Annotated in this window: 25 protein-coding genes; 12 read left to right on the plus strand and 13 right to left on the minus strand. The window is 65.6% G+C overall.

The window, feature by feature from the left end:
* Positions 1-253: 253 nt before the first annotated feature.
* The 5 genes from KDG50_09185 to KDG50_09205 all read right to left on the minus strand — a co-directional run bounded on the left by KDG50_09185 (position 254) and on the right by KDG50_09205 (position 7,052).
* Entirely contained in the window at positions 254-1,150 is an 897-nt protein-coding gene (locus tag KDG50_09185; GenBank protein MCB1865594.1) for a hypothetical protein, read from the minus strand.
* Between the two features lie 188 nt (positions 1,151-1,338).
* A complete protein-coding gene (locus tag KDG50_09190) occupies positions 1,339-3,285 on the minus strand; it encodes a hypothetical protein (GenBank protein MCB1865595.1) in 1,947 nt (648 codons plus the stop codon).
* A gap of 213 nt (positions 3,286-3,498) precedes the next feature.
* Positions 3,499-4,620: an FIST C-terminal domain-containing protein gene (locus KDG50_09195; GenBank protein MCB1865596.1), complete on the minus strand. Its 1,122-nt coding sequence runs from the start codon at positions 4,618-4,620 to the stop codon at positions 3,499-3,501.
* 20 nt (positions 4,621-4,640) lie between these two features.
* Complete coding sequence (locus KDG50_09200; protein ID MCB1865597.1) at positions 4,641-5,516, minus strand: phosphoribulokinase; 876 nt, start codon at positions 5,514-5,516, stop codon at positions 4,641-4,643.
* A 183-nt stretch (positions 5,517-5,699) separates the two neighbouring features.
* Positions 5,700-7,052 (minus strand): phosphomannomutase, encoded by a 1,353-nt coding sequence (locus KDG50_09205; GenBank protein ID MCB1865598.1) that lies wholly within the window; start codon positions 7,050-7,052, stop codon positions 5,700-5,702.
* A 159-nt stretch (positions 7,053-7,211) separates the two neighbouring features.
* Here KDG50_09205 and KDG50_09210 point away from each other — a divergent pair, with 159 nt between their 5' ends.
* The gene (locus KDG50_09210) at positions 7,212-8,405 is read left to right on the plus strand and encodes a nucleotidyltransferase family protein (protein ID MCB1865599.1); all 1,194 of its coding nucleotides are present in this window, start codon (positions 7,212-7,214) and stop codon (positions 8,403-8,405) included.
* Between the two features lie 50 nt (positions 8,406-8,455).
* On the opposite strand, the gene KDG50_09215 is transcribed toward KDG50_09210, so the two are convergent.
* Positions 8,456-8,719: a PqqD family protein gene (locus KDG50_09215; protein MCB1865600.1), complete on the minus strand. Its 264-nt coding sequence runs from the start codon at positions 8,717-8,719 to the stop codon at positions 8,456-8,458.
* Between the two features lie 553 nt (positions 8,720-9,272).
* On the opposite strand from KDG50_09215, the gene KDG50_09220 reads away from it, so the two are divergent.
* The 4 genes from KDG50_09220 to KDG50_09235 all read left to right on the plus strand — a co-directional run bounded on the left by KDG50_09220 (position 9,273) and on the right by KDG50_09235 (position 13,318).
* Positions 9,273-11,072 carry a hypothetical protein gene (locus tag KDG50_09220; GenBank protein ID MCB1865601.1) on the plus strand — a complete coding sequence of 600 codons (1,800 nt, stop codon included), beginning with the start codon at positions 9,273-9,275 and terminating at the stop codon, positions 11,070-11,072.
* A 76-nt stretch (positions 11,073-11,148) separates the two neighbouring features.
* On the plus strand, positions 11,149-11,313 hold the full coding sequence (locus KDG50_09225; protein ID MCB1865602.1) for a hypothetical protein: 165 nt from the start codon (positions 11,149-11,151) through the stop codon (positions 11,311-11,313).
* A 369-nt stretch (positions 11,314-11,682) separates the two neighbouring features.
* A complete protein-coding gene (locus tag KDG50_09230) occupies positions 11,683-12,492 on the plus strand; it encodes a hypothetical protein (GenBank protein ID MCB1865603.1) in 810 nt (269 codons plus the stop codon).
* A gap of 196 nt (positions 12,493-12,688) precedes the next feature.
* Positions 12,689-13,318, plus strand: a complete 630-nt coding sequence (locus tag KDG50_09235; protein ID MCB1865604.1) for a hypothetical protein — start codon at positions 12,689-12,691, stop codon at positions 13,316-13,318.
* A gap of 109 nt (positions 13,319-13,427) precedes the next feature.
* Here KDG50_09235 and KDG50_09240 read toward each other — a convergent pair whose 3' ends face one another.
* The 4 genes from KDG50_09240 to KDG50_09255 all read right to left on the minus strand — a co-directional run bounded on the left by KDG50_09240 (position 13,428) and on the right by KDG50_09255 (position 16,956).
* Entirely contained in the window at positions 13,428-14,099 is a 672-nt protein-coding gene (locus KDG50_09240; GenBank protein MCB1865605.1) for a TIGR04211 family SH3 domain-containing protein, read from the minus strand.
* Positions 14,100-14,148: 49 nt separating this feature from the next.
* Positions 14,149-15,045 carry an ornithine carbamoyltransferase gene (gene argF / locus KDG50_09245; protein ID MCB1865606.1) on the minus strand — a complete coding sequence of 299 codons (897 nt, stop codon included), beginning with the start codon at positions 15,043-15,045 and terminating at the stop codon, positions 14,149-14,151.
* Between the two features lie 9 nt (positions 15,046-15,054).
* Entirely contained in the window at positions 15,055-16,263 is a 1,209-nt protein-coding gene (locus KDG50_09250; GenBank protein MCB1865607.1) for an aspartate aminotransferase family protein, read from the minus strand.
* A gap of 189 nt (positions 16,264-16,452) precedes the next feature.
* A complete protein-coding gene (locus KDG50_09255) occupies positions 16,453-16,956 on the minus strand; it encodes a urate hydroxylase PuuD (protein ID MCB1865608.1) in 504 nt (167 codons plus the stop codon).
* A 311-nt stretch (positions 16,957-17,267) separates the two neighbouring features.
* On the opposite strand from KDG50_09255, the gene KDG50_09260 reads away from it, so the two are divergent.
* The 3 genes from KDG50_09260 to grxD all read left to right on the plus strand — a co-directional run bounded on the left by KDG50_09260 (position 17,268) and on the right by grxD (position 21,072).
* Positions 17,268-18,809, plus strand: a complete 1,542-nt coding sequence (locus KDG50_09260) for a hydantoinase B/oxoprolinase family protein (protein ID MCB1865609.1) — start codon at positions 17,268-17,270, stop codon at positions 18,807-18,809.
* Positions 18,809-20,587, plus strand: a complete 1,779-nt coding sequence (locus KDG50_09265; GenBank protein MCB1865610.1) for an N-acetylglutaminylglutamine amidotransferase — start codon at positions 18,809-18,811, stop codon at positions 20,585-20,587. Before KDG50_09260 ends, KDG50_09265 begins: the two co-directional genes overlap by 1 nt.
* Positions 20,588-20,730: 143 nt before the next feature.
* A complete protein-coding gene (grxD, locus tag KDG50_09270; protein MCB1865611.1) occupies positions 20,731-21,072 on the plus strand; it encodes a Grx4 family monothiol glutaredoxin in 342 nt (113 codons plus the stop codon).
* A 1-nt stretch (position 21,073) separates the two neighbouring features.
* On the opposite strand, the gene rnt is transcribed toward grxD, so the two are convergent.
* Positions 21,074-21,718, minus strand: a complete 645-nt coding sequence (rnt, locus tag KDG50_09275; GenBank protein MCB1865612.1) for a ribonuclease T — start codon at positions 21,716-21,718, stop codon at positions 21,074-21,076.
* A 212-nt stretch (positions 21,719-21,930) separates the two neighbouring features.
* On the opposite strand from rnt, the gene KDG50_09280 reads away from it, so the two are divergent.
* The 3 genes from KDG50_09280 to lptG all read left to right on the plus strand — a co-directional run bounded on the left by KDG50_09280 (position 21,931) and on the right by lptG (position 24,854).
* Entirely contained in the window at positions 21,931-22,638 is a 708-nt protein-coding gene (locus tag KDG50_09280) for a VacJ family lipoprotein (protein MCB1865613.1), read from the plus strand.
* Positions 22,639-22,710: 72 nt separating this feature from the next.
* Complete coding sequence (gene lptF / locus KDG50_09285) at positions 22,711-23,793, plus strand: LPS export ABC transporter permease LptF (GenBank protein ID MCB1865614.1); 1,083 nt, start codon at positions 22,711-22,713, stop codon at positions 23,791-23,793.
* Positions 23,790-24,854, plus strand: a complete 1,065-nt coding sequence (gene lptG, locus KDG50_09290) for an LPS export ABC transporter permease LptG (protein ID MCB1865615.1) — start codon at positions 23,790-23,792, stop codon at positions 24,852-24,854. Before lptF ends, lptG begins: the two co-directional genes overlap by 4 nt.
* Before the next feature lie 144 nt (positions 24,855-24,998).
* Here lptG and KDG50_09295 read toward each other — a convergent pair whose 3' ends face one another.
* Positions 24,999-25,382 (minus strand): RDD family protein, encoded by a 384-nt coding sequence (locus tag KDG50_09295; GenBank protein MCB1865616.1) that lies wholly within the window; start codon positions 25,380-25,382, stop codon positions 24,999-25,001.
* Positions 25,383-25,423: 41 nt separating this feature from the next.
* Positions 25,424-25,876, minus strand: coding sequence for a TerB family tellurite resistance protein (locus tag KDG50_09300; protein MCB1865617.1), 453 nt, complete (start codon positions 25,874-25,876; stop codon positions 25,424-25,426).
* A 120-nt stretch (positions 25,877-25,996) separates the two neighbouring features.
* Between KDG50_09300 and KDG50_09305 the strand changes: the two genes are divergently transcribed.
* A partial coding sequence (locus tag KDG50_09305; protein ID MCB1865618.1) for an amidohydrolase family protein occupies positions 25,997-26,983 on the plus strand: 987 nt, incomplete at its 3' end.

Below are 26,983 nucleotides of genomic sequence, written 5' to 3' on the forward strand. Positions count from 1 at the left end.
GATCTGTCATTTCTGAGGGTTACTACGGTTCGAGGGCAAGGCGCGTCGTGAAGGCAATGGTCATTCCATTGGCAAGCGGCGCAACACCGCCCTCGAACCGTAGGGGCCCTCCCTGCGGGCGCGGCTGAGCAGGGCTGACTCGGCGTTGGCGATCCTGACCATAGCTCGCGATGGCTGCGCATCGCCGCCTTGATTCAGCCCGGCTCAGCCACGCAGAAACGATAGATAATTGTGGGACAGGACACTAGCTGTATCAGCGGCGGGGGTCGCTGAGCACGTGCTCGTCCAGAAACGCCTGGAACGCGTTGGTTTCCAGCAAGTGGCGGACGATCGCGTGGTTGTTCAATCCCGCAATCGGATGCAGGCGACAGTCGGGGAAGCACGCCTGAAGGGACAGCGCCCCGGCGCGGTCGGATTCAAAGTCGGCGCCGAACACGGCGAGAAATTGTGTACTGCACGTGCTGGCGGATTGCTCGATGAGCCTGTCCAGCGACCCGATCTGTTCGGGCGGAAACTGGTTTTTCGCCAGACTTTCTTTCAGTCGTTCCGATCGCGAAGCATGCTGCCCGCCGACCGAGACGGCGCGCTCCACATTCAGGTAACAGCCTGCATAAAGTGCTGCCGCGCCGCCGCCGCTGGTTCCGTAGCAGGTCTTCCATTCGTAACGGGACCAGCCCTTCAGGTCGCGCTGCAGGCGGTCAAGGAGCAACTCCGGGGCGTCCGCGTAACCCGGGATGCCGGCCAGATAGTTGAGTTTTTTCGGATCGCGCAACAGCAGTAGGTCGAATCGCGATTCCGGAACGAATTGCAGGAACATCGAGATTGGCATCATCACGCGATGGGCGTTGCCGGTGAAACAGATCAGCAACGCCTTGTTCGCGTCTGTGCCGACCGGGTGATCGCCGCGATACAGGGTGACGTGCTCGGCGACCGGTTCGCGGGTGAACTGCCGGACGCGTAGGGAACCCTGCCGCATGCCGATTGCGAGCTTTGCCATGTGCGGCTTGACGGTCAGTGGCAGCGCATGAAACCCCTCGAGGATTTTCATGATCTCCACCGGTGTGCAGGTGTTTTCGAGTTCGAGCTGCGTCATCAGAAGTTCGCTGACGCTGGCCGACTCGGGGAAGGGCGATTGTTCTTTGGCGGGCATGTCGGCGAAACCGGGGCAGTTGTCGGGCAGATCGAGGAAATCAGTTCGCCCGTGCCTGGACGATACCGAACCCGCCAGCCGCCGGTTTCGTTGCGGTGGCAATCCGGGACGGGTTGATCAGAGCGTTCCTAGCACGAAAATCAAACCCTTGTGTGTTCGATTTTCGGGCGAGACGTACCTGGCTCGCGTTAGAGCTGCTTCCAGAGGTCCGCGAGGTCGTCGGCGACCGGTTCGGTTTCGTCGTCGGCCGCGTCGTCGCGGAATGTGCCGTGGGTCTTCGACGGCGATTCGGGCGCTGCCGCCGGTCGCGGTTCCGGCTCCTTTGCCTTGGCCGCCACGGCCTTGCCGGAGTAGGCGACCAGGTAGGTGCCGATCATGCCGGAACTGCTCACCGAGTCGATGAGTTCGATCGGGCGCTCGCCGTCGGTCTCGACGAGAAGGATTTCGTCGTCGCGGTCCATGACCATGACCGGGGTCATGAGCGTCTGTTTGCGGTCGGTCGACTTGCCCATGACCAGCGCGGCGTGCTTTTCCCAGTCGCCCCGGCCGTGGCGGCGCATCCGCAGCAGTGCGGTGCGCGGTCGCAGCGGCAGCAGCTCCACGCCGAAGCGCAGTCGGCCTTCGGCGTCGATCTTCAGCCAGCGAACCTGACCCACGCGCCAGCGCACCGGCTGGTGGACTTCCGAACGCGTGGCGACCATGTCGCCGAGACGTACGCCGCTGCCGGTACGCTGCCGGCAGGCCAGCTGAACGCCGGTCGTGCTGTGGTCGACGACCGAGCAATGAATCGGCGTGAAGTCCAGCGCTTCGGACGGCGAGGTGGCCCACTTTGATGAATCCCAGCGGATTTCGATCGTTTCCTGCTGCGCGTCGCTGTCGGGGTCGCGCACGATCGAAAGTCCGGTCAGATCGCTCTGGATGGAGCCGGTCGCCTCGCGTTCGATGTATTCGCCGGCCGGGGTGATGATCGCGATGCGTTTGGACGGCGAATCCAGATCGATGGACTCCTGCGTGGTGTCGATGACCTGCTGCGAGGTGGAGGTCCCGGGTCCCAGTCGGCGCAGAAGCTGATAGACCGGCTGCAGACCGGCCAGCAATTGTGCGGTCGAATAACTCGCATGCCGCTGAGCGCCGCGTCGCGCGACCACGCCCCAGCGCAGCATGAGTTTTTCGGCGAGTTCCGGCGGAACCGCGAGGTCGGCGCGATCGCGCAGCCGCAATGAACTGACGCGCCGGCTGTTGGCGTCGATCTCGGGGATCTCGGTGCCGAGCGCGTCGGCCAGATCCTGCGTATACAGCACCCAGCCGGTCTGGTCGGCGGCGATACGGTTTTCCGAGAAGGTCGGCGGTGAGTCGTGATCCATCTCCACGACGAATGCATCGGCACCGCCGGCGGCGTCGCTGAGTTCCAGCAGGCGGGCCTTGCCCGCATGACGTTCCAGCGCGGCAGCGACGATGCGAATCTCGTCGGCACGCAGCGAGTTCGGGCCCGCGAGCGCGAGCAGAAGAACGCGCTTGTAAATCTCTTCGATCGTGGATTCGTTGGCGACCTGCTTGTCGAGATTTTCGACATGTCGTTCGTGCATGCCCTGGCGGCGCGCGAATGAGTAGGTGTTGTGAATCTCCTGCCAGATGTGCCGCGGATGATCCTCGTAGAGCTGGTAGTAGTTCAGCAGCATGCGGTCGTAGAAAAAAAGCGCGCGGTGCGCGCCCACCGTCTGCGCTGCGCGCAGGCGTGAGCGTCCACCGAAGAAGCCGGTCGGCTTGTCCAGCAGCACGATCTTGTGACCGACCGCCATGCGCGCCCACAGGCGGCGCACCAGTTCCGGGAGTTTGCGCAGCCCTGCATGCAGCGGCAGCGGCTGACCGAGGTAACGGCGTTCGATCGAACGCAGGACCATGCTCAGCGGCTCGTAGAGCGTCTCGAGAATCTCGATGCGCTCACGATACGGAACGTCCGTGGCGTTCAGCTCGTTGATGCGGATGTACAGCTGACGGGCGACCTCGCCGGTATTGACCAGCGGCAGGCTGCCGACCCACTCCTGGGTTCCACGCACGGTGAAGCGCGCGTCGCCGTCAACGCGCGTGTGACGCCGTGGCACCTTGAACGGGTTTTTTTCGGGCTCCTGGGACATTCGCGAGTCTGTGCGTCCGTAGTTTTGATCAATAAATCCAGTAGCTTACCCGGGAAGTCTAGCAGTAGTTCTGAGAATTGGAGAAATGTCAGGCGGTAATTGCGTTCCGGGAACGCCTGTAGCCCTCGCGCACTGCATGACGATGGCCGCTGATGGTCACATTGCGCCGAAACTGGTCAGGTCGACTCGTCTGTGGGCTGCGTGCAACGAAGCTTAGTCGCCGGGAAACAGGGCCAACACCCCGGTGTAGCCGTACAGCCGATCGTGGGCGATCTCGCCGTTGCAGTAGAAACCGGCGATCGGCACCTCGCCTATGGCTTCCGCGATCAGGCGCATCTCGGCGTTGTCGTCGCCGAACTGGTTGCGGCCGCGGCCCATGCAGGAGAAATACAGCCCGCCAGCGATCCGGTCTCCGGCGCGCGCGCGCAGCGATCCCAGCATCTGCCGCAGGTCGGCCGTCGCGGACTCGCGGTCGCGCCGCGCGAAGAACAACTGCTGCCCGATGTGTACCGTGGAGCCGATTGCAATCACCCCCTGGTCCGGGTCCACGCCGAGGAGGTTTCTGACCAGATAGTCGCCGGTATCGGAGCCCGTGATCGGGAACGCGACAAACACCCCGCCGCTGAGCCGCGCGAGGTCGCGCACCGATTCGGCGCCCAGATCGGCGAGCAGCACCTCGAGCGCCGGACGGTCGTCCAGCTCGGTGATGAGGTTGCGTTCGCCGGCGGTGATCTCGTGCGCCGGCCCGGCGGGCATGCAGCCCTGGGTGCGCCCGATCTGAACACCGACCGAGTCGGCCAGCAGCACGCCCGAAAGTCCGCCCTCGACCGGCGCATCGACGATTTGCAGCGGGCTGGCTTCGCCCGAACTCAGCCCGCCGGCCAGAAAGCCGCCGTCGAGTTCAGTGGGCAGGTTTGCGACCAGTTCCGGGATGCGCGCGTTGCGCCAGTCGCCATGGACGATTGCGGTGCGGCCGCCCCGGTCGGTCCGCCATTCGTCGACGCCGGCGCGGAAGGTCCCGATGTCTTCCGGCCGCGTCAGCGTGGGAATCAGGCGGTAATCGGCTTCTTTGAACGGCAGCACCAGGGCGGCGACCGAGGGCTCGTCATAGACCTCGCGTCCGGCCGACAGCACCGCCGCGGCCACGCTGCCAACCCAGTGTTTCACGCCCGTGCCCTGCCGGAGGTCGTCGACCAAGGTCTGCACTTCGCCGGCGAGCGACTCGTGCACATACAGGAAGCCGAGCCCGCCACCGTGCCCGAGGCGCGCCGCCAGCTCGCGGGCCAGCGTGCGTGCCTCGGTGCCGGTCACGTGCGCGGCGCGCGCTGGCGCCACCGTGTTGCTCCGGTGTTGGCTCAGCCCGCCGAGCGGCGGGTCAGCATCCGGTGCATGATCGGCGCGAAAATGATTTCCATCGCAAAGCCCATCTTGCCGCCCGGCACGACGATGGAATTGCGCCGCGACATGAACGAGCCCTGCAACATCGCCAGCAGGTGCTGGAAGTTGATGTCGAACTTGGCCGGATCCTTGAAGCGGATCACCACGAAGCTCTCGTCCGGCGTCGGGATGTCGCGCGCGATGAACGGGTTGGACGTGTCGACCGTCGGCACGCGCTGGAAGTTGATGTCGGTGCGCGAGAACTGCGGCGTGATGTAGTGCACGTAGTCGTGCATGCGGCGCAGGATCGTGTCCACGGTGGCCTCGGCGGAATAGCCACGCTCGGCCTTGTCGCGATGGATCTTCTGGATCCACTCGAGGTTCACGATCGGCACGACGCCGACCAGGAGATCAACGTGCTTGGATACGTCGGTCTTGCCGTCGACCGCGCCGCCGTGCAGGCCTTCGTAGAACAGCAGGTCGGTGCCGCCCGGCACTTGCTCCCAAGGCGTGAATTCGCCGGGCTTCTGGCCGAACGGCGCGGCCTCTTCGTCGCTGTGCAGGTAGTAGCGACGTTCGCAGGCGCCGGTTTCGCCGTAGGTCTGAAAGGTTTGTGCAATCCGATCAAACAGGTTGGCCTCCGGGCCGAAGTGGCTCAGGTTGCCGCCGGCGGCCTGTGCCTCGGCGACCTTCGCGCGCATCTCCTTGCGGTCGAAGCGGTGGAAGCTGTCGCCCTCGATGATCAGCGGGTTGACGCCTTCGCGCATGAAGATGTGCTCGAACGCGCGCTTGACGGTCGTCGTGCCGGCGCCGGACGAACCCGTGACGGCAATGACCGGATGTTTGGTTGACATGCAGAAACTCCCCGTAAAGGAACTGTGAATGCCCGGGCGCCCGGCGCAAAGCGCGCCATTCTACCCGAAGCGGATTCGCGTCAAGAATGCCTGTCCCGACCGCGCCGCCCGGGCGGCGGCGTCCGGCAACAGGCCGGCGGGCGGCGGTGATTCGGCCAGCCGCGGCGTTGATTCCCGCCGTGGCTACGCACCGTCGTCGATCAGCGCCAGCAGCTCGGCGGTGCGCTGCTGCATCAGCGCGCGGTCGCCGCGCGCCTCTACGTTCAGGCGCAGCAGCGGCTCTGTGTTGGATTTGCGCAGGCTGAAGCGCCAGTCCGCGAAGCTGATGTCGAGCCCGTCGGTGTAGTCGGTCTCGAGCGCATCGCCCGAGTAGCGGCCGTCGATCGCGGCGATGATCGCGTCGGGGTCCGCAACCCGGCGGTTGATCTCGCCGCTGCACGGATATGCCGCCTGGGCCTCGGCGACGAGTTCGGCGAGGCTCGCGCCCGAGGTGCACATGCGTGCGGTGACCAGCAGCCAGGGAATCATGCCGCTGTCGCAGTAGAAGAAGTCGCGGAAATAATGATGACCGGAGATCTCGCCGCCGTACACGGCGTCCTCGGCGCGCATGCGTTCCTTGATGAAGGCGTGACCGGTCTTCGAGCGGATCGCCGTGCCGCCGGCGGCCGTGACCGCCTCGCGTGTGTACCAGTACAGCCGAGGGTCGTGCACGATGCGCGCGCCCGGATGCTCGGCCAGTAGCTGGCTGGCCAGCAGTCCGACCAGATAGTAGCCGTCGACGAACCGGCCCTCGGCGTCAAATACGAAGCAGCGGTCGAAATCGCCGTCCCAGGCAATGCCGATGTCTGCGCCCGCGGCGACCACGGCCTCGCTGGTTGCGCGCTGATTTTCCGGCAGCAGCGGATTCGGGATGCCGTTCGGAAATGTCGGGTCCGGCTCGTGACGGATGCGTGTGACCCGAAACGGCAGGCGCGCGGCGAGGGCATCGAACGTCGGGCCGGCCGCGCCATTGCCGGCATCGGCGACGAGATGCAGGGGCGTCAACTTCGCCAGGTCGACGAAGCGCAGCAGCTGATCGACGTAGGCGTCCGTGACGTCCTCGGTGCGGTCCCTGCCGGGCGAGTTCGCCCGAACGCGGGTTCCAGCGGCAACCGCGGCGGCGATCTCGGCGAGACCGGAGTCCGCGCTGATCGGCCGTGCCTCCTCGCGCACCAGCTTCATGCCGTTGTAGTCGATCGGGTTGTGGCTGGCCGTGACCATGATGCCGCCGCCACGGCCGGGCTGGCCGGCGGCGTAGTAGACCGTCTCGGTGCCGCACAGGCCGACGTCGACCGTATCGATTCCGGCGTCGTTCAGGCCGCGCGCGACGGCGGCGGCCAGCGCCGGGCTGGTCTCGCGTACGTCGCGGCCGATGGCGACCTCGCCGGCCGGGCGCATCACCGCGGCGAAGGCGTGACCGACCGAATAGGCGAGTTCTTCGTTGATTTCGTCGGGCAGCCGCCCGCGGATGTCGTAGGCCTTGAAGGGTGCTTGCATCGTTCTGGATGAGGCTGGGGGCAGAGGTCGCGGACTGTCCGCGGGCGCGCTAGCGTACAACGAAGCGCGGCCCGCGACATTGCTCAAGGTGGATTCGACTGGTATCGGTACCATAGCGCCATGAGTCCAAGCCTTGGATCGCCCCCGGAATCGACACCCGTGTCGGCGGCCCGAATCACGCCCGAGACCTATCGGTCCGCGATGACGCTGCTCGCGGCGGTCCTGCGCACGCGCTGGGCTGGCGGGGACGTTCGAACGGCTGTGGCAGCTTGCAGCGCCGCGGAGTTCGCCGCCGTGGTGCGCTATCACGGGCTGGCCGGCGTGCTCGGGCTGCATCATGTGCCCCAGCTCAAGGCGCTTGCGCCCGAGTTTCTGCCGGCGATCAAGGCCCTGCAGCAGGCGGCCACGGCCAACACCCTGCGCGCTCTGCTCGGGCTGAAGTCGCTGGCGGTGCTGTTCGACGCAGCGTCATTGCCCTGGCTCAGCCTCAAGGGCGTGGCGCTGTCGGCCTGGTTGTATGGAGATCCGAACGTGCGTGCCGGTACGGATCTCGATGTGCTGGTGGACCCCGAGGATTTTCCGCGCGCGCTTGAGGTCTTGCGCGATGCCGGCTATCAGGTGGCGGATGAAGCGCTGTGGTTTGAGCCCCGGCAGCGTGCAGCGATCATGCGGACCCGCAGGGAGGCGAGCGTGAGATCGCCGCAGGGCGACTTGGCGGTTGACCTCCATTTCAGAACGGAGGAGATCGACGACCTCGCGCTGCCGTCGCTACGTCGTCTGCTGGAGCGCGAGAGTGTCGCCCGCGTCTCGGCAGGCGGCGTCCATGTACAGGTGCCGGCGGGTGATCACGCCCTTCGGTATCTGGCGACACACGCCGCCCGTAGCGCTTGGCTGCGGCGCAAGTGGGGCTACGATGTCTTGGAACTGTTGTGTCGGCAAGGGGGCGAGGGCGCCGCGTTCGGTGGTGGCGACGCGCCGGATCGAATGGTCGCGCTGACGCGCGCGGCGTACGCGCGCTGGCTTGGGATTCACTCACCCGAGCGGAAGTCGATCGATCGCCACGCCGCTCGCGGAATCAATGTCGGAAACCGGATCGCGGCGAGCGATATCGAGACCCAGACCATGCAGTTCGGTGTGCCGAGGGGCCTGCGTGCCTGGCTTGGCTGGCAGGTGCATCTGTTTTCTATTCTGTCCTGGCGTGGACGGGCAGCGCAGGCATGGTTGTTCCTCACGCACTTGAATACCAGCGGGCTGTCGCGCCGTGCGCTCGACCTTGCGACGCGATTGCCGCCGCTGGCGCTGGTCTTCCGCGGCTGGAACAGGATCTTCAGGCGTGCGGGTCGCGGGGCGTAACCGGGTGCGGTTTGCTGCGCGGCCGCGGGAAGCTCTTCGGGTGGCCGGTGTCAGGTGTGTGGCTCGCCCTGGCCGAGCAGTCCGGACAATTGCGTCAGAAATGTCTCGAGGTCGTGTTCCGCCTGATCTGCGGTGGCGTCGAACCGCTCGCAAACCGCCGCCAGCAGGTCGGCCTTCGTCACGTCGTGAGCGGCTATCTCACCTACAATCGCCATCGCTGTTTCGTTCAGGGTCAGGACCTGCCGTCCATCGATATCCAGAATCGCACCGCTGCCGTCGGGAAACTCGGTGATCGACAGCGCGGCGTCGGTCAAGCGGCTGCGCAAGCTGTCTAGATCAACATTCATGCAACGGGTTCCGGTTGTGCGTGGTTGGGTTGCTGTTGTAATTGAGCGCGCGCGCGCGGGAATGCGCCCGCGTCTGAACATCACGCGGAAATCATGCCTTCCTGTGCCGACGAGGTCTAGTGTAGTGCGGCGCTCTTGGAGGCACATTCAGAGCCCGCCAAAAGTGTCAGATCAAGGCGCGGTGCGCAGCGAATGGCTCCCCCCTTGGCAAGGGCCGCAACGCGGAGCTGGCGCTTTTGGGGGGCTCCCTTCGGGTGCGCCACAGTGCGCCCATCTGCGGCGTTGCGCCTGCTTGAAAGGGAACGGCCATTCCTGCGCAGGCGAGCCTTGCATCTGGATGCACTGTGGCTCACTGAAAGTACCTCCAAGAGCGCCGAACTACACTAGCGCCGTCGGGCTCGCGAATTTCGGCGAGTCGTTTTTCTGGTGCTGTCAGGCGCCATGAAGTCGCGGAAAAAAACCACAGACGACGTGCGGATCGTTCCCGGGTCTGTTCAGGGCCGACACGCGTAGATCGGCGATGGGTGGGATTGTTTCGGTGATCGACCAGTCGGGGCGGTGCCCCGGTCGCAGCTGGCTGGGTGGCATGGCGAAAGTCGCGCCAGGGCGCGGGGCATTGAAGATCGCCGAATGGCCGGGTGCGTGTCTGGGCGTTCAGTCGCACGGCGCCAGCTTGTACTCGGAAGCCGCGGGAGGTGTCGCGCTCGATGGCTACCTGACACGTGCCACAGAGCTGAGGCGCCAGTTGCATGCCGTCGCTGACGTGCACAGTGACGCAGAGTTGGTGTGGCACGCATGGTGCGCATTCGGTGACTCCGCATGGGAAAGATTTCACGGCAGTTTTGCGCTGGTGTTGCTGGACCGGGAACGTCGAAGCGTGCGCTGGACGCGTTCGCTTGACGGACTGCGGCCGCTTCATTTCGCGCAACACGGGGGCGCGCTGGCGTTCGCCAGCGAGATGGCGCAGATCGCGGCGCTGCCGGGTTTGTCCGTGCGAATTCACCGCGAGTCGTTCATTGAGCGGCTCTGGGGGGACTCACAGACACTGGACCCGGTGGCCACCGAGATTAGACCGATTTTGCGTGTGCCACCGCCGGCTGTGTTTGGCGCCGTGGCCGGGGCGACAAGCGGCTACAGCGAAATTGCCGCGCACTGGCAGCCGCCTGAGCCGGATCACACGGTTTCGATCGACCAGGTTTGCAGTCAGCTGACTGGCCTGCTGGACACGGCCGTGCGCGAGCATTGGCCCGACGATGAGGCCGGACTGTGCCTTAGTGGCGGGCTTGATTCGACCACAATCGGGGCATTTGCCGGCGACGCTGGCTTGCCGCTCAGAACGTATTCGATGGTGTTTCCGGGTGCGCCGAACGATGAGCGCGAGTACATCGAGATCATGACAGGGCGCCTTGGGGTTCCATCACGCATGATTGACATGAGTCAAGAACGCCCGGCCGCGTACTTTGATCGACTTTCCCGGCTTGACTTCATCCCGGGCGCGCAAACTGATTACCAGGTAGATGTCCTGGCGCGTGCGTTACAGGCCGATGGAGTGCGCTACTGGGTGGACGGCGTGGGCGGAGATTTCACCCTGACCGGCTTCATCTACTATCTCGCCGATCGCTTTCGGGCCGGTCGTTGGCTGAGTGCTGTTTTGGATACGATTGGTCGACTGGACCCCTATGCGCGCCTGCGTTCTCCCCGGCTGCTCGCGCACCGGTTTTATGCCGCGATTGTCGCGCCACCGGGCAGCGGAATGTGGCTGCGGCGCTCGGTTCGCGGATCCATTGACTGGCTGGCCGAATCGGCGCGCGAGGTCGCCCTGGACGCAGCGGCACAGCTGCGCCGGCTGGTGCGGCATCACGGGTACGCGCGTGCGTTCCGGTTGGCGCTCGTTCAGGCCTGGGGAACCGGCCAGGGCAACGCCCTGGTGGAGCAGCTGACCGCCCGGTTTGGGCTGCAAACCCGCAGCCCCCTGCTGGATCAGGCGTTGATCGATCATGCGTTCCGGGTGCCCGACGAGTTGCTGCTCTTTGGTAGGCAGGACAAGGGCGCGCTGCGGCGCACCATGCGCAACCGATTGCCCTCCGCGATCACTGCACGCCGCGCGGCGACCCGTCACGATTCCGTTGCGCGGCACGGTGCGGATTTTCTGGAACGGCTTGGTTCGACGTCGACTTGGCGCCTCGTCGAGTTCGATTTGCTGAACCGGACCGAGCTTGACCACGCCGTGGATCGATGCCAAACTCTCGGTCAGATTGACCGTCATTTGTATCGGCTGCTTCGTGCGGAAGCGTGGCTTGATAGATGGATTGGTTCATGACAGGGCAGACGGGCCCGCTGGGGCCCCAACCTGATCAGTTTTCGAGATACTCTTACTCTCCTTCGGAGCAGTGGCCATGACCAAGCAGGATGATCGGACTGCGCGTCAAGTTCGGGACGAACAACCCCAACGCCAGTGCTACACGCCGCCGGCAGTTACTCGCCATCCGCTCGAGCAGGTGGTGCGTGGTATCGGCGGCAGCGCGGTTGATACCAGTAACAACATCCGGATCGGCATTTAAGCTACGGTTATGCCGGCAGGCCGTGCGCCTGCAACGCCCCTCCCTGCAATTCTCGTCGGAGTCGTGACTGGCGACTTCGCTGAATGTTGCGAGATTGCCCATCGTCTGTTCCCTGTAATCTATCCGCATTCGAGGCGGGTGATTGGTTTGACGGGGTTTCCAGATCTGGTTGGTCTATCCGGGGCGGTGAGCAGCTGCTCGCGGACTGGAAAGTAACGCCCTGATTGGCTCATGGGCCAGGATTTCGAACAGTGGCGGATCTGTGGGGTTCCGGTAAGAATCCGGTCCGAACTTCCGCCCCGGCGCTGGTCGTCAATCGTCTCTCACCACGACTTGCAGCGGGGCGGTGATCTCTGGGGCAATGCCCCGTTGGTCGAGGTCGTGGCTGCGGGATTCTCCTCCACCGCGGAGGCCAAACTGAACGTGCCCGCCAGCGACGGCGTCGTTCAGTCGGCTGGCGGGTTGATCACGGCAATTCTCCAAGATCCCGATGCGGGCATGCATGGTCGCAGCGAGGCCGTGGATATCGCCCTTTCCATGGCCCTGATACGCAGCGGCCACGTGCCACTGCACGCGCTGGCGGCTGTAAAGAATGGTGTCTGCATCGTTGCCCCGGCCAGTACTCGTTCGGGCAAATCCACTCTGGCACTAGCCGTGCAGTATGCGGGCGGGCAAGTCATTTCTGACGACATGGTCTTTCTCACTCAACGCAGTGGCGGTGGCTGGACGGTCACGACCGTGCGCCCGGATATCTGGCTCCGTGAAAGGCCTGCGGTCGATCTGGACGGGATTGATGCGCTGGCACACGAAACCGTTCCAAGTGGTCATCGTTTCGTCGTCCGGCGCGAACGCTCGCCGCAACGGTTTGCGGAAACGGGTTGCGTGGACGCGATCGTCGCGATCGGCATTTCGGACCGTGCTTCGACCCGAATCGTGTCGGTTCTGAACCAGGCCGAGCGCTATGCGCTGCTCGTCAACGCGTCGTCCCCGATGCTGGTCGCAGACAGGTCCGAGGGCACGGGGGCAAGCTTACGCAAGGAACTTTTCCTAGCGGCCGAGCGGCTTTCCGGATATCGGATCGAGTTGGGGCGCGACCTGCTTGATGCGCCCGCGCAGACCACTGACCGTCTATGGCAGGAGATCGTTGCCGCAGGAAAACCGGGTGTCGGTTCGGGTTGAGGCGCAGTGCGAGTAAAGCAATTTTTACACTTCGCGGGTTTTCCCTTGAGCGAATGCAGGTCCTGAGCACGCAAGCTGCTGATTTTTCGAGAAACCATCCAAAATGGCACTGATCTTGCAAACTGTATTGCCGAGTAGCGTTATTTTCAGTTAATCTGCTTTACGAAACACGCACAGACCCCGGATACCAGGCAACATGATGAAGTCACTGCGGATTTTGGCACTCGTCGCCCTAGCCTCGTTTGGCTTCTCAGCGGCGCAGGCGACCGTGGTCTGGCACAACGGCGGCCCGGACGGCGCCGGCGGCGTCGAGAACTTCGGTAGCGACGTGTTCGTGGATGATTTCCGGTTCGCTCGCACCACGATCCTGACCGATGCGCACTTCTGGGCCATCGAGGGCGGGGAATGGAGCGGGGCACTGTTTTACGCAGTGTGGGCGGACACAGGTTCCGGTGCCCCGGGTACGTTGCTGGACGTGAATATCGGTACCAACATCCAGCGTACGGCCACCGGCGCATTCCCGTTCGGCCTTCCGGAGTACGAATACTCGTTTGATTTGCCAGCACCGCTGGTGCTGGGGCCCGGCACGTACTGGATTACCTTTTTCCTAGATTCGGTTGGTATCTTTTGGGAAACCACTGCCTACCAGCAGGGTGGCACTGCGTTGCGGGGACCGGCGACGCTGGGCGGGCCTTGGACCAGCGCCGGCGACTTCGATCTGGCTTTTTACCTGACGGGCATCCCCGCGCCGGCTGGCGTATGGCTGTTCGGTCTCGGACTGCTCGCCATGGCGGGCGCAAACCGTCGCCGCAGCAAGGGCGCTTAGCCGAACCTGTCTTCGCCGCCTCGGCCGCAGCGCCGGGGTACGAAAAAAAAGCCGGTCCGCAATAGCGACCGGCTTTTTTGTGTCTGCAAGATCGGGTGTAAAGGTTTTTTTACAGCCGATCCCAGCTTTCGCGGCGCTTTTTTCGTAGGTTGGGTAGCAGCAGTCCGAGCAGGATGCCGGCGCCCAGGACCCCGCCCCCAACCAGAAACCAGCGCTGTTCGGTGGCATCCGCCAAGGCGTCGCGCGCGGCATTCGCACGCGCGGTCGTCTCCTCGAGCGCAGCCACCTCGCCGCGCAGGCGGTCGCGTTCAGCGGCGATGGCCAGCGCGTTCTCGGCGGTGGCCTTGAGTTCCGCGAGTTCCGCCTGTACCCGCGCCTTTTCGTTCTGCAACTGATCACTCTGGCTTCGCAGGGCGCTCGCCTCGGCTTGGAGATCGGCCTGTTTCTGCTCTGCGGCACGAATGCGGGCGTCGGCGTTGTCGAAACGCTGCTGGGACGCCGCGAGCCGGTCGCGCGCGCTCGGCTGTTCCATCAGCTGATGGCTCAGGATCCAGCCTTCCTTGCCGTCCGGCGTGCTGATCCGCACGTAGCCGTCCTGTTCGGCCTGCGCGTCCAACGACACGGCGGTTCCGCTGCCGAGCATGCGAACGATGCGGTGCTCGGTGCTCGGTCCGCTGCGTACAGTAACCTTGAAGTCGTCAGTGACGTAGCGGGTCGCGGCGCTGCCTTGCCCCGCGGCGAGCAGCGCGCAGATCGTGGCGGCCAGTAGCCTGTGTCGCATGGGGTCTCCAGATTCGGGGGGGGCAGATGCACCCGGCGCCGGTCGGCGCTCAGGTGAGCAGGTATTCGAGCAGCGCCTTCTGGGCGTGCAGCCGGTTCTCGGCCTCGATCCACACCGCACTTTGCGGGCCGTCGATGACCTCGGCGGCGACTTCCTCGTCGCGGTGCGCCGGCAGACAGTGCATGAACAGCGCGCCGGCGGCTGCGAGGCGCATCACGGATGCGTCGACCCGGTAGGGTGCGAATGCGCGCCGGCGCTCGGCCTGTTCGTCTTCCTGGCCCATGCTGGCCCAGACGTCGGTGACGACCAGGTCGGCCCCGGATGCGGCTTCCTGAACGGAATCACACAGACATGCCGACGTCGCGCTCGCGACGATTGCCGGATCCGGTTCGAAACCCGGCGGGCACGCCATGCGCAGGTCGAATCCGAACTGCGTGGCGGCGTTGATGTAGGAGTGGCACATGTTGTTGCCATCGCCGATCCAGGCGACCGTATGCCCGGCGATGGGGCCGCGCAGTTCACACCAGGTCTGCATATCGGCGAGCAGCTGACAGGGATGGTAGCGGTCGGTCAGCCCGTTGATCACAGGCACGCTGGAATGCGCTGCGAATTCCTCGAGTTTCGCATGCTCGAAGGTGCGCACCATGATCGCGTCAGTCATCGACGACAGCACCCGCGCGGTGTCGGCGACCGGCTCGCCGCGCCCGAGCTGGGTGTCGCGTGGCGAAAGGAACAGCGCATGCCCGCCGAACTGTGCCATCGCGGATTCAAAGCTCACGCGTGTGCGGGTCGAGGACTTCTCGAACACCATCGCCAGCACCCGTCCGATGAGGGGGCGATAGGTCTCGCCCGCACGCTGCATGCGTTTGAGCTCGCCCGCGCGCTGCACCAGTGCGCCGAGCACGTCCGGCGCAAGGTCGAGGAGCGAGAGGAAGTGCTGGGTCACGGGCCGGGCTCAGGCCGCGGAAGCCTCGCGCAGAAAGTCTGTGACCAGTCCGGATACGGTGGTCACAATCTGTTCGGCCTCGGCGTCACTGAGGATCAGCGGCGGCAACAGCCGGACCACACGATCGGCCGTGACATTGATCAGCAGGCCCTGATCCAGTGCGAGCCCGACGAGCTCGGTGCACGGACGGTCGAGTTCGATGCCGATCATCAGGCCTTGTCCGCGAACCTCGCGCACGCCGGGCTGCCCGGCCAGACGCCCGGCAAACGCCGAGCGCATGCGCTGGCCAAGTTCGGCCGCACGGGCCGGAAGTTGATCGGCCTGCAAGACGTCGAGTACCGCCAGCGCCGCGCGACAGGCGAGCGGGTTGCCGCCAAAAGTCGAGCCGTGCGATCCGGCGCCAAGCACGCCCACGGCGCGCCCGGACACCAGGCAGGCACCGATCGGCATGCCGTTGCCGAGACCCTTCGCGAGCGTCATGACATCGGGCGTGAAATCCTCGTGCTGGAACGCAAACAGGGTGCCGGTTCTGCCGATACCGGTCTGCACCTCGTCGAGCATGAGCAGCCATTCGTGCTCGGCGCACAGCGCGGCAATCTCGGACAGATAACCGGCCGGCGGCACTTTCACGCCGCCCTCTCCCTGAACGGGCTCCACCAGCACTGCGACGATGTTCGGATTCGTCGCGGCGATATGCCGCACGGCGGCAGCATCGCCGTACGGTGCTCGCACGAACCCCTGCACCAGCGGCTCGAACCCGGCCTGGACCTTGCGGTTGCCGGTCGCCGAGAGCGTAGCGAGTGTGCGGCCGTGAAAACTGCCATCCATGACGACGATCTGCGGCAGTTCGATGCCGCGGCCGTGGCCGTAACGGCGCGCGATCTTGATTGCGGCCTCGTTGGCCTCGGCACCCGAATTGCAGAAAAACGCCTGCGACATGCCCGAGGCGGCACACAGCCGCGCGCCGAGCTGTTCCTGCAAGGGAATCCGGTACAGGTTCGACGTGTGCACGAGGGTGGCGGCCTGCTCCGCGATCGCGCGACTGACGGTCGGGTGCGCATGCCCGAGTCCGCACACCGCAACCCCGGACAGGGCATCCAGATAGCGCCTGCCGTCGGTAGCCGTAAGCCACGCGCCGGCACCGCGCTCGAACGCGACTTCCTGGCGTCTGTAGGTCGGAATCAGGGCCGAGCCAGGCGAATTCTCAGCTTGCTTCATGGCGGTGCAGTCCCCAAAACAAAAAGGCAGCCCTTGGGCTGCCCCGGCAGTCAATCAGTTCGCAAAAAGCTACCACGAACGCGCGGGAAGCGCCAAATTACGGATTCCGGAAACCGTCAGCGCGAAAAACGAAAAAGCCCGGCCGGGGCCGGGCTTTTTCTTGGCGATCCGGCGATCGCCGGACGGCCGTCAGAACGGCAGACCGTGCCCGTGCCCGACCATGCACATCAGCATCGGGATCGACAGCATCGTGTTCGTGCGCGAGGCGAGGAAGGCGACCCGCTTGGCCTTGGCCTTCTCCGCGTCGCTGGCCTGGACGATGCCGAGCAGCTTTTTCTGGTTCGGCCAGATCAGCACCCAGACATTGAACAGCATGATCGTGCCGAGCCAGGCGCCAACGCCGATCACTTGAGCCCCGGACTTCAGCAGGAACGCGTTCAGGAAGCCGACCCCCATGGTTTCGAGTGCGGCGGCGCCGGTCAGCCAGGTGACAACCGCGCCCCAGCGGAACCAGAGCAGCGCGCGCGGGGCGACATACTTCGTGATGCCGGCGCCACCGGGGCCACCCTTGTCGGCCAGCGCCGCACCGAGGGCGGGTACCTGCACGAAATTGAAGTAATAGAGCAATCCGATCCACGTGATCCCGGCCAGGACGTGGAACCAGACCTCGAGCGACCAGAGGTTGAAGGTCATCGTGGGGTCTCCTGAGAGTTCGTTTTGTATTGGGTCAGTGGCGTGGCGCTACAGCCGAACGGGCCTGGCGCCGGTGCCGATGATGCGGTGTGGCCAGATTCAGAGAATCACGGCGATGATGATCGCGAGCACGAAGCCTGCGATGATCGTGCCGCCGACGGTGTCCAGTGGATTCATGGTGCGCGAGTCTCCCCGTGGCATTGGCAAAGGTGTTGGAAAAGCGCACGCGCCGGGGGCCGGCGCGTAAACTCCGAGCATTTTAATCAGTAATTACTGGAATTGGAAATTACCAACGGGCGGCCGCTCCAGCCATGAACGCGATAGAACTGGGCCTGTTCGCAAGCCGTATATCTGCGATCTGCGACGAGATGGGCGCGGTGCTGCGACGCAGCGCGTTCTCGCCGAATATCCGCGACCGGCTGGATTTTTCCTGCGCCGTGTTCGGCGCGGACGGACGGCTCGGCGCTCAGGCCGCCCACATTCCGGTGCATCTGGGCAGCATGGCCTACGCGATGCGCGATCTGGTCCGGGTGCGCGACTGGCAGCCCGGCGATCAGCTGATCGTCAACGACCCGTACCTCGGCGGCACGCACCTGCCGGATGTCACATTGATCGCACCGGTGTTCACCGGCGGACGGCTGGCGGCCTTCGTCGCCAATCGCGCGCACCATGCGGATATCGGCGCCGAGGCACCGGGCTCGATGCCGATTTCGACCCGCCTCGAGGACGAAGGGCGCGTGATTGCGCCGCGCCTGTTGATCGACGCGGGGCGGCTGGAGGATCGCTTCCTGTCGGAGCTCTGCGCGGACCTCGCCCAACCGGAGGGTGCGCGCGGGGACTTCAGCGCGCAGATCAGCGCAAACCGCGCCGGCATCAAACGGCTCGAGTCCTGGCTTGCGGGCATCGGGTTCGGCGCCTTCGAGCGGGATCTCGACGAACTGAACGCCTATGCCGAGCGGCTCGCACGGGCCGAGTTCCTGCGGTTCCCGCCCGGGCGGTATGCGTTCGTCGACCGGCTCGACGACGACGGGCAGGGCAGCTGCGATCTGGCCATCGCCGTGACGCTGGAGTTCGATGGCGGTCGGGTCCGGGTCGACTTTACCGGCACGGCGGCCCAGGTCGCGGGCAACGTGAACTGTCCGCGACCCGTGACCGCGGCCGCGGTCTACTACGTTTTCCGCTGCCTGCTGCCGGAGCAGGCACCGGCCTGCGCCGGCCTGTTCGCGCCGATCGAACTGGTCACCGTGCCCGGCTCGCTGGTGGATGCAGCACGACCTGCCGCGGTCGCGGCCGGCAACGTCGAGACCTCCTCGCGCATCGTCGACGCGTTGCTCGGCGCCGCCGCGCGGGCGCTGCCCGGGCGTATCCCGGCCGCCAGCCAGGGCACCATGAACAATCTCGCGCTGGGCAGCCGTACCGAACCGCGCTGGGCGTATTACGAGACCATCGCCGGCGGAATGGGCGCCGGACCCGCTGGCGGCGGCCTGTCGGCTGTACAGACGCACATGACCAACACCCTCAACACGCCGGTCGAGGTGCTGGAATCCTCTTACCCGCTGCGGGTGACGCGCTATGCGCTGCGCGAGGGCTCCGGCGGTGCCGGCGCACGGCGCGGCGGCGATGGCGTCGTGCGGGAGTTCGAGGCACTGGCGCCGATGCAGGCCACGGTCCTGAGCGAGCGTCGACGGCATTCGCCCTGGGGCCTCGATGGTGGGGCGCCGGGTCGCCCGGGTCGCAACCGGCTGAATGGACGGGATCTGCCGGGCAAGGTTGAACTGACACTCAAACCCGGTGACCGGTTGACGATCGAAACGCCGGGCGGCGGCGGGTTCGGCGGCTCGGGGCATCGCTGATGTGCGGTCTGTGCGGCGAGCTGCGGTTCGACGGGGCGCCCGTTGCCGCACAACGGATCGAGTCCATGCTGGAACCGCTGGCGCGGCGCGGTCCGAACGATTCAGGCACCTATGCCGACGGGCCGATCGGGCTCGGCCACCGGCGGCTCGCGATCATCGACCTCTCGGCGCGCGGCCACCAGCCGATGCGCGAGGTCGAGCGCGACGTCGCGCTGGTGTTCAACGGCACCATCTACAACTATCCCGAACTGCGGGCGGAGCTGATCGCCCGCGGACATCGCTTCGTCTCGGACGGCGACACCGAGGTGATCCTGCGCGCCTGGATCGAATGGGACGAGAGCTGTGTCGACCGTCTGCACGGGATGTTCGCGTTCGCGATCTGGGACGGTCAGCGGCGCGAGCTGTTTCTCGCGCGCGACCGGCTCGGCATCAAGCCTTTGTATTTCACGCGCGACGGCGCGCGCCTGCGTTTCGCCTCGAACATCCAGGCGCTGCTGGCGGGCGGCGGGGTCGCCAGGACGCTCGACCCGATCGCGCTGCACCATCAGTTCACGCTGCACGGCGTGGTGCCCGCACCGCGCACCGTGCTCGCCGCCGTGCGCAAGCTCGAGCCCGGCACGAGCCTGAGCTGCACGCCGGACGGTCGCGTCACGACACGGCGCTACTGGTCGCTGCGCGCGCGGCGCACGCACCCCGGGCGGGGTGTCATCGAGTGGGTGGATGCGATTCACGACGCCCTGAAGGAGGCGGTCCGTCTGCGGCTTGCAATCGCCGATGTGCCGGTCGGGATTCTGCTGTCCGGCGGGCTCGATTCGAGCCTGCTCGTCGCACTGGCGGCGGAGGCCGGCGCCAGCGATCTGCGCACGTTTTCGATCGGCTTTGAAGACACCCCGGAGGAAAGCGGCAGCGAATTCGAGTTCTCGGACCCGGTGGCCGAGCGCTATGCCACGCGCCACCAGCGCATCCGCATCCCGAATTCCGAGGTTCTGGAGCGCCTGCCCGAGGCCGTTGCACAGATGGCCGAGCCGATGTTCGGACAGGATGCCGTGGCGTTCTATCTGCTCGCCGAACGGGTTTCGCGCGAGGTGCGTGTGGTACAGAGCGGGCAGGGCGCCGACGAGGTGTTCGGCGGCTATTTCTGGTATCCGCAGATGGCGCAGGCTGAACACCTGTCGCCGCTGCCGCGCTTCGCGCAGCATTATTTCGACCGTGATCACGCCGAACTGCTGGAGCTGCTCGCGCCCGGGTATGCCGGGCCGGACTACACCGGCGCGGCGGTCGCCGCCGGTCTCGATGCGGTCGATGCGGACGAGTTCATGGACCGGGTGTTCGCCTACGACGTGACGACCCTTATCGTGGACGACCCGGTGAAGCGGGTGGACAACATGACCATGGCTTGGGGCCTGGAGGCGCGTGTGCCGTTTCTGGATCACAGGCTGGTCGAACTCGCCGCCGCGATGCCGCCGTCCATGAAGCTCGGCATCGGCAAGCCGGTGCTCAAGGCCATCGCGCGCGGACGCCTGCCGGACGCCGTGATCGACCGGCCCAAGGGCTATTTTCCGGTTCCGGCCCTGAAGTTCGTGCGCGGTCCGTTCCTCGATTTCATGCGTGCGGTGCTGGACTCCGACGCTGCCCGCGAGCGAGGTCTCTACCGGCGTGCGTACGTGGATCGGATGCTCGCCGAGCCTGATCGGCACCTGACCCGCATTCGCGGTTCCAAGCTCTGGCAATTGGCCGCACTGGAATTGTGGTTGCAGCGGGTCGTCGATCCGGCTTGAATGCGTCCGGCCACGGCCCAAACTACGGCCGTCCAAGCGACTCGCGCCCAACCCGCGAGCCCCGAGCTTCCGTGGCCGGTGGCATCGAGAAATGCCTCAGCGCATCGCGCACCGGCCTGCCCGATTTCCAGTGAGGTAAGAACGTGGATGTGATGCAGCGCATCGATACGATGGTCAAGGACAACCCGATCATGATCTTCATGAAGGGCACCCCGCATTTTCCGCAGTGCGGCTTCTCGAGCCGTGCGGCCCAGGCCCTGATGCAGTGTGGGGTCGAGTTCGGCTATCTGAACGTGCTGGCCGACCCGGAGGTCTTCGAGAACCTGCCGCGCTACCAGAACTGGCCGACCTTTCCGCAGATCTACATCGACGGCGAACTGATCGGCGGCTGCGACATCACGCTGGAGCTGTTCCAGAACGGTGAGTTGCAGGCGATGGCCGGCAAGGCGGCCGCCCCGGGCGGTCCAAAGGCGGCTTCGGCCTGAGCTACTCGGCGGTCGCGGCCGATGAAACCGGTCCGACCGCGGTCCGCCAGGTGTTGACGATCCGGCAGAACAGGTCCGCGGTGCGCTCGGCGTCATAGATCGCCGAGTGTGCCTCGGCTTCATCCCAGCCGAATCCGGCCGCCTGTACGGCGCGCGCCAGCACGGTCTGGCCGTAGGCGAGGCCACCCAGGGTCGCGGTGTCGAAGCTGCTGAACGGGTGAAACGGATCGCGCTTGAAGTGGCAGCGGGCGACCGCGGCACGCACGAACCCCTGATCAAACGACGGGTTGTGGCCGACCAGGATCGCGCGCGTGCAGCCGTGACGCTTGACCGCCCTGCGTACCGCGCCGAGCACATGCTCGAGCGCCGCGCGCTCGGGCCGCGCCAGCCGGAACGGATGGTCCGGGTCGATGCCGTTGAACTTCAGCGCCGCGGGGTCGAGCCGTGCACCCGGGAACGGCTCGACGTGGCTCGCGATGGTCTCGCCACGCAGCAGCATGCCTTGATCGTCGACCTCGATCAGCACTGCAGCGAGTTCGAGCAGCGCGTCGGTCGATGCATCGAAGCCGCCGGTTTCCACGTCCACGACGACCGGCAGATAGCCGCGAAAGCGATCGGAGATCACGCCGGGAGTCGAATCGGTCATGGGCGCGAGTGCCGCCGTTCAGGCTGAAGAGGGACGGCAAGGATACCGCCGCCGGTCCGGGCTGTCTGCCCCGGTTCAGAGCCCGGGATTCAGCGCGCGATCCATCACGCGATGTCGCGAGCGAGTGCGCTTACGAGCGCGGTTTTATGCGTGATAACATGCGCGCTTTATCACTGCACCCGCGGCAGACGCCGCGCGACGGAACCCCACAGATGGACGCCTTTCAGCTGTATCTACGCAAGATCGTTCTGTTGCTCGCACTTGCTGCGCTCGGCGGCTGCGCGACCACCTCGCCGGAAGACCCGCTCGAGGGCTACAACCGCGCGATGTTCGAGTTCAACGATTCGGTGGATCGCGCAATCCTCAAGCCGGTCGCGAAGGGCTATCAAAACGTCGTGCCGGCCGCCGTCGACCGCAGCATCACGAACTTCTTCTCGAACCTCAACGACATCGTCGTTGTGATCAACGACCTGTTGCAGCTCAAGCTGAGCCAGGCGGGCTCCGACGCGGCGCGGCTCGCGATCAACTCGACGCTGGGTCTGCTCGGCCTGTTCGATGTCGCCACCGACATGGGTTTCGAGAAACACGACGAGGACTTTGGTCAGACGCTGGGCGCCTGGGGCATGGGCGAGGGTGCCTATGTGGTGTTGCCACTGCTCGGGCCGAGTACGGTGCGTGACACCGCTGGCCTGGTCGTGGACACCGTCACGAACCCGGTCTACTACATTGAGGGGCCGGAGTGGAAGTACGGGCTCGTGGCCTTGCGGTCGGTCGATCAGCGCGCCGACGCGCTGCGCCTGTCGCGCGTGCTCGAAGAGGCGGCGCTGGACCGTTATCAGTTCGTGCGCGACGCCTACCTGCAACGGCGTGATTTTCTCATTTACGACGGGCGCCCTCCGCTCGAAGATCCTGCGCCGTAAAGCCGCGGCGCGGATGACGCGCTTGCTACGGCCCACGCTTCGCCACACCACGCCACGACCGGTCCGTCTCGCATGAGACTGCCGGTCGTCGACCGCCTGTTTCTGGGCGAGATCCTGCGCATCCTGGGCGGGGTGACGGCCGTCGTCCTGATGGTGCTGATCGCCCAGCAGTTCGTTCGCTACATCGACAAGGCTGCATCCGGCGAGATCGCCAGCACGCTGGTGCTGCAATTCCTCGGTGTCCAGACTCTCAGTTACCTCTCGCTGGTGGTGCCGGGCGGATTGTTCGCCGCGGCGGTGTATGCACTGGCGCGCATGTACCGCGAACACGAGATGGTCGCGCTGGCGGCGGCCGGCATCGGCCCGCTGCGCGTTGTGCGCACCCTGGCGCTGATTGCGCTGGTATTGCTGCCGGTCGCGGCGTACTTGTCGCTGGAGGTGTCGCCCTGGGCCGAACGCTGGGTGCATCAGACCAAGCGCGCGCAACGCGAGAGCGTGGATGTGTTGGGCCTGATCATCGGCCGCTTCGCGGAGTTCAACCACGGGCGCACCGTGTATTTCGTCGGTGGTCGCGACGAGGTGGGTCACCTGCAGAACCTGTTCTTTCAACGCCAGCTGGGCACCAACACCGAGATCGTCACCGCGCGTGAGGGACTGATCGAGACCGACCCGGAATCGGCCGCGAAGTCGCTCGTGTTGCTCGACGGCGCGCGCTACGTCGGAGAGGCCGGACGCGCGGATTATGAAGTGGCGAAGTTCGCACGCTATCAGTTGTACTTCGCGGCGACCGATCCGTCCAGCGCCGATGCCAGTACCGCGGGCACGCCGTCGTTGACTCTTTGGGAGAGCGATGATCCGGCCGCGCGCGGTGAGTGGCACCGGCGACTCGCGAGCGTGTTCGCCCTGCCGGTGCTCCTGCTGGCGGCGCTGCCGATCGCGCGCGTGCCACCGCGCGGAAACGTCCATGGGCGCATGCTGATCGCGCTTGCGGTCTATGTGCTGTATTCGAACCTGACGACCATCGGTGCGCGCTGGCTGAGCCAGGAGGTCATCCCGGGCTGGCTGGGACTGTGGTGGGTGCATCTGCTGATCGCCATCGGCGCGCTGCTTGCGCTCGATCCGCGCTGGCTGCGTCTGCGAAGGGTGCGGCGGTGACCCGGCTGGACCGCTATCTCGCGCGCAGTGTCGCGCTCGGCATCGTTGTGGCCATGGCGGCGCTGCTGGCGCTGATCATGTTCCTGGAGCTGATTCGCGCGGTCGGTGATGTCGGCGGGGGTTACCAGTTGCACCATGCGCTCTGGTTCGTGGCCCTGCGCATCCCGAAGGTGCTCTACGAGCTGTTTCCGAGCGCCGCACTGATTGGCACCCTGATCGGGATGGGCATGCTTGCGCGCAGCTACGAGACGGTTGCCATGCGAGCGGCCGGCGTTTCGATTGCACGCATCACGATTCCGGTGCTGGCCGTGGGAATCATCGCCGCGCTGCTGGTCGTGATCATCGGCGAGGCCATTGCGCCCGTGACCAGCCAGTACGGTGAACGCATGCGCGCAGCCGCGCGTACCGGGCTCGTGACGCTGCGTACCGACCAGGGCTTCTGGACGCGCGATGGCAATGCGTTTCTGAACATCCGCAAGGTCGTCGGCGGTCGACAGCTGACCGACATCTACTTCTACGAACTCAACGAACAGGGACATCTGCGCGTGGCGACGCGCGCGGCGTCGGCCGATTACGAGGCCGGCCAGTGGATCCTGCACGATCTGGAGCAGAGCCAGATCAGCGACGACGGCGTTTCGGTCAAGCGTATCGAGCGCGCGGCCTGGGCCTCGGTGCTCGATCCGGAAATCCTCAGTGTCGTGGTCGTTTCACCCGATTTGCTGCCGATCTGGGAGCTGTATCGCTACGCGGACTTCCTGCGCTCGAATGGGCAGCGCGCCACGGAGATCGAGCACGGCTTCTGGACGCGGATCGTCAATCCGCTGAACGTGCTGGTGCTGATGATCGTCGCCCTGCCGTTTGTCTTTTATGGCAATCCGCGCTCGACATCGATCGGCCAGCGGATCTTCCTCGGCGTGCTGACGGGGATCGGCTTCTATCTGGGAAGTCGTGCGCTGAGCCAGGTGGGCCTGGTGTACTCCGTCAACCCGCTGGCTGCGGCGAGCCTGCCAACGCTAGCAATCCTCGCCGTCGCCGGCGTGTTCCTGGTGCGCGCGCGTTAGCGAGACAAGGACGTCTCGCCCGAAAATCGAACCTGCAAGTGTTTGACCTTCGTGAGCCACCGAAAACCACGCTTTTCGGTTGCGACGTTGCAGAGGCCATGGATGGGCCTTTTTCAACAACCTGTTGGAAAACCCGTACCTGAGTCACGATTTTGCGACCAGCACCACACGGGTGCCGGCAATGATGTCATGCCAGGCCCGCCGGTCGCGGTCGATGAACATCCATGCGAAGCCCAGCGCCAGCACTGCCCACGACAGCAGGCTCGCGAGCAGACGTTTGACCGCGGCCGGGTAACCAATCAACTGACCGTCATTGGTCAGCAGCTTGAGTCGCCATGCGCGCATGCCCAGGGTCTGGCCGCCGTGCGTCCAGAACCAGAGGAAGAACAGACTCACCACGGCAAACAGGTAGCCCTGCATCCATGGATTGGCCGGCGGCACCGGTTCGAGGCCGCGGGCGAGGACCACTACAAAGGTGGCGATCAGCACCAGCGCGACGACGAGCAGCGTGTCGTACAGCATGGCCATGAGGCGCCGCCAGGCCGGTGCGCAAGCAAACGAAGTGGCCGTCATTCGAGGCCGTGCCGTGCGCGCGCGGCCGCCCGCGATTGCGTGAACACGCCGAGCGGCACATACAGGAGTTCGGCAATCTTGCGTACGAGATGCTCCTCGTGCGCATCTATCACACCGTCGGCCGCCGCAACATCCCAGAGCATGTCCAGCACGCCGCGTTTGCGTTCTGGCGTGTATTCGGCATGGATGCGGGTCGTGAGCGGATGCAGCGAGGTTGCATGGTCGGCCTGCCGGCGTGCCGCATCCAGCAGTTCGCGCGCGGCGCCCGTGTCGAGTTCGAATTGCCGCGCCAGCATGGTGACGATGGAGTCGCGCTCCGTGCGGCTGAATTCGTCGTCGGCGCGCGCGAGTTCCACCAGCAGCGTCGCCACGACCAGGGCGAGATCCGGTTCGGACTCGCTCTCCGCCGCGTCCATGCGTACGAGCAGTTCGCGCAGTCGTGCGAGCATCAGTGAGCCCCGCGGGCGATGCGATACACTGCATCCGGCGTCGCGGTGCAGGCATTCGACGACGGCGCCCCGGCTGACAGTTCAGTTTCAGACCGCAAAGACCTCTCCGGATTACTGCGCGTGAAAAGAAGGACGGCGTTGGCGACCCTGGGTGTGCTCGGCCTCGGCGGCTGGTGGGCCGCACGCCGGCACTGGCCGGATGACGCCTGGCGGAATCGCTGTGCAGGCGTTCCGCTGCCGCCGCATCTGCGTGAACATCCGCTGCTCCGTGCCGCCTGGAACGGCATCGCGCCGGAACGCGTGCGCGACATGCACGTGCATCTCATCGGCAATGGTCTTGGCGGGCACGGCACCTATGTGAACCCGGCCATGCGCGGTGGCCTGAATCCGCTGAAGCGCGCACAGTTCGCATTTTATCTGAACGCCGCCTGCGTGACCGACGACGCGGGCGCGGAAGATCAGTATGCGGCGAATCTTGCGCGCATGGCCGACGACCTGCCGCGCGGCACGAAACTGATGCTGTTTGCGTTTGACTGGTTCTGCGATGAATCCGGCGAACCGGACCCGGCGCGCAGCACCCTGCATGTGCCGAACGCCTATGCGCGGCAGGTCGCCGCCCGGCGACCCGACCGCTTCGAATGGGTGGCGTCGATTCATCCCTACCGGCTGGACGCCATCGAACGGTTGCAGGCGGCGATCGACGGCGGCGCACGCGCAATCAAGTGGCTGCCACCGGCGATGGGGATCGATCCAGCATCTGCGCAATGCGATGCCTTCTATGAACTGCTGGCGGCCAGCGGACTGCCGCTGATCTCGCATGCCGGCGACGAGCATGCCGTCGATGCCGGCGATCTGCAGGCGCTCGGCAATCCGCTGCGACTGCGTCGGGCGCTGGACCGCGGCGTGCGGGTGATCGTCGCGCACTGCGGCTCGCAGGGCGTGGGCGAGGACATCGACCGTTTCCGCGGTGGCGGCAGGCTTGCGAATTTCGAGCTGTTCGCACGGCTCATGGAGGAACCCAACTATGTCGGCCGTGTGTTTGGAGACATTTCCGCGATGCCGCAGATCAACCGCTTCGACCCCTGGCTGATGCGCATACTCGAGCGC

The organism is Chromatiales bacterium, assembly GCA_020445605.1.
In the GTDB taxonomy this organism is placed as follows: domain Bacteria; phylum Pseudomonadota; class Gammaproteobacteria; order JAGRGH01; family JAGRGH01; genus JAGRGH01.

What these genes read in the sequence shown, in the direction of transcription:
- KDG50_09260 (MCB1865609.1), top strand. Translation starts at nt 17,268, where the DNA reads ATGAACGCGATAGAACTGGGCCTGTTCGCAAGCCGTATATCTGCGATC.
- KDG50_09200 (MCB1865597.1), bottom strand. Translation starts at nt 5,516, where the DNA reads ATGTCAACCAAACATCCGGTCATTGCCGTCACGGGTTCGTCCGGCGCC.
- rnt (MCB1865612.1), bottom strand. Translation starts at nt 21,718, where the DNA reads ATGACCGATTCGACTCCCGGCGTGATCTCCGATCGCTTTCGCGGCTAT.
- KDG50_09250 (MCB1865607.1), bottom strand. Translation starts at nt 16,263, where the DNA reads ATGAAGCAAGCTGAGAATTCGCCTGGCTCGGCCCTGATTCCGACCTAC.
- KDG50_09235 (MCB1865604.1), top strand. Translation starts at nt 12,689, where the DNA reads ATGATGAAGTCACTGCGGATTTTGGCACTCGTCGCCCTAGCCTCGTTT.
- KDG50_09190 (MCB1865595.1), bottom strand. Translation starts at nt 3,285, where the DNA reads ATGTCCCAGGAGCCCGAAAAAAACCCGTTCAAGGTGCCACGGCGTCAC.
- KDG50_09265 (MCB1865610.1), top strand. Translation starts at nt 18,809, where the DNA reads ATGTGCGGTCTGTGCGGCGAGCTGCGGTTCGACGGGGCGCCCGTTGCC.
- KDG50_09300 (MCB1865617.1), bottom strand. Translation starts at nt 25,876, where the DNA reads ATGCTCGCACGACTGCGCGAACTGCTCGTACGCATGGACGCGGCGGAG.
- lptF (MCB1865614.1), top strand. Translation starts at nt 22,711, where the DNA reads ATGAGACTGCCGGTCGTCGACCGCCTGTTTCTGGGCGAGATCCTGCGC.
- KDG50_09225 (MCB1865602.1), top strand. Translation starts at nt 11,149, where the DNA reads ATGACCAAGCAGGATGATCGGACTGCGCGTCAAGTTCGGGACGAACAA.
- KDG50_09220 (MCB1865601.1), top strand. Translation starts at nt 9,273, where the DNA reads ATGGGTGGGATTGTTTCGGTGATCGACCAGTCGGGGCGGTGCCCCGGT.
- KDG50_09255 (MCB1865608.1), bottom strand. Translation starts at nt 16,956, where the DNA reads ATGACCTTCAACCTCTGGTCGCTCGAGGTCTGGTTCCACGTCCTGGCC.
- KDG50_09240 (MCB1865605.1), bottom strand. Translation starts at nt 14,099, where the DNA reads ATGCGACACAGGCTACTGGCCGCCACGATCTGCGCGCTGCTCGCCGCG.
- KDG50_09185 (MCB1865594.1), bottom strand. Translation starts at nt 1,150, where the DNA reads ATGCCCGCCAAAGAACAATCGCCCTTCCCCGAGTCGGCCAGCGTCAGC.
- KDG50_09280 (MCB1865613.1), top strand. Translation starts at nt 21,931, where the DNA reads ATGGACGCCTTTCAGCTGTATCTACGCAAGATCGTTCTGTTGCTCGCA.
- KDG50_09295 (MCB1865616.1), bottom strand. Translation starts at nt 25,382, where the DNA reads ATGGCCATGCTGTACGACACGCTGCTCGTCGTCGCGCTGGTGCTGATC.
- KDG50_09205 (MCB1865598.1), bottom strand. Translation starts at nt 7,052, where the DNA reads ATGCAAGCACCCTTCAAGGCCTACGACATCCGCGGGCGGCTGCCCGAC.